Genomic DNA, 1,839 nt, shown 5'->3' on the forward strand with positions numbered 1-1,839 from the left:
CGCGCAGATTGATCCTTCTGTATTAGAAGAAATTGAATCAAAACTGGATGATAAATTTGAATATACCAGTTTGAGCAATATCATTAAAGATTCTAAAAGTTTACATAAAGAAAATCCAACACGTTTAATCGAATATGATAAAATACTTTGGCTATCAGATACTTATCATACCATAACTTTTTCAAAAGATACCGATATTTCTGATCGTGTAATTTTTCCTATTTCAGAATTTGAACGTAAGGGGATTGAAGATGCTCGTTTTGTTAAATTTATTAAAGACGATGGCAAAGTATTATATTATGCCACTTATACCGCGTTTGATGGTTCTTTAATTATTCCCAAATTAGTACAAACCGAAGATTTTTACGAATTCAAAGTGATTCCGCTTTATGGCGATGGTGCACAAAATAAGAATCTGGCATTATTCCCACGAAAAATTAGAGGGAAATACGTGATGATGAGCCGGATAGATGGCTGGAACAACTACCTGATGTTTTCTGATAAAGTAAATGTTTGGGAAAACCCGGTTCTTTTAAAACAACCACGGTACGATTGGGAGCTGGTACAGATCGGCAATTGCGGTTCTCCGATAGAAACAGAAAAAGGATGGATTGTAATTACACATGGGGTGGGACCAATGCGGAGATACTGTATTGGAGTAAGTTTATTGGATCTTGAAAACCCAAGTATAGAAATAGGCCATTTAAAGGAACCATTGATTATTCCCAATAATGATGAACGTGAAGGTTATGTGCCCAACGTGGTATATTCCTGCGGATCGATTATCAGTAATGGAGAATTAATTATCCCTTATGGTTTATCTGATTATAGTTCTTCGTTTGCAAGCGTAAATCTGGAGTTGTTGCTAGCCAAATTGCTGGAAAATAATTAAAACAGATCTTTCATTAGGCTATATCATAAGTTGTGGTTTCATTCGATCTGTCACGTTGTGCAAAGGACTCCTACGGAGAGCTTGTCGAAACGTTTTATGGGCATTTAAACAAGTCCTTCGACAGGCTCAGGATGACAGATCGTATAATTAGCCGTCCTGCTGAACTTGTTTCAGCATCTTACTGGTCATCAAGACCCTGAAATAAATTACCTTCGGTGAGCTCGCTTAAGGCTCGGTTTACTTCATAGCTCTTTCCGCGGCGCTACAGGTCATGGTGACGATCGTCTCGACTTATTCTTCAAAACAATATAAAAAAGGCCGGTTCATTTCTGAATCAGCCTTTTTATATTTCCAAGACAAATTAATCTTTAGCTACATTTATCTGCCTCCACCAGGGGAGACGAAAGTGTTTCATATTCGGCTTCTGCTGCCTTTAATATAGCTAAATGGGAGATGAAATAGGCCAATGTACTCTCAGCACCTTGATTCCTGTTTACACTGTTAAACTGTAGCCCATCAGCACATCCATGTGTTTCAAAATCGTATAAAGGAATATGAAGGCTGTTTCTTCCTAAAAACCATTCGTAGCTAACATGCATTAAATTTAAATATTTATCATCTTTGGTTACCTCGAATGTTTTAGCATAGAGTAAAACCATTGCCATTGTTTCTATAGCCTGTTGGTCATAGATAGGATTTTTGCCATGTTTTTTCATCCATCCTGCATTTCCAACCGGATTTAGATAGCCATTTTCRAAAGAAAAGCTATTTAAAAACTCAATACTCTCCATCGCAATTTTATAGGATGTTGTATTTCCGGTAACTTCATAATGATGAAGCAAAGCCAAAGGAAGGATTGCATTATCATAGGTAAGAATATCTTCAAACCAATGCCAATCGCCATCCTTATTGTCTTGATATGATGCCATTAATGAATTGGCCAGCAT

Annotated in this window: 1 protein-coding gene and 1 pseudogene; one reads left to right on the plus strand and one right to left on the minus strand. The window is 36.9% G+C overall.

Annotated features, from left to right (window positions below):
* Positions 1 to 892 (plus strand): glycoside hydrolase family 130 protein (locus AC1DPQ_RS26640; RefSeq protein ID WP_477611418.1); only part of this gene is annotated, 892 nt, incomplete at its 5' end.
* A 368-nt stretch (positions 893 to 1,260) separates the two neighbouring features.
* Here the strand turns inward: AC1DPQ_RS26640 and AC1DPQ_RS26645 are convergent.
* Positions 1,261 to 1,839, minus strand: a pseudogene (locus AC1DPQ_RS26645) (glycosyl transferase); the annotation flags it as partial.

The organism is Pedobacter sp. 01T416_2 (assembly GCF_056398925.1).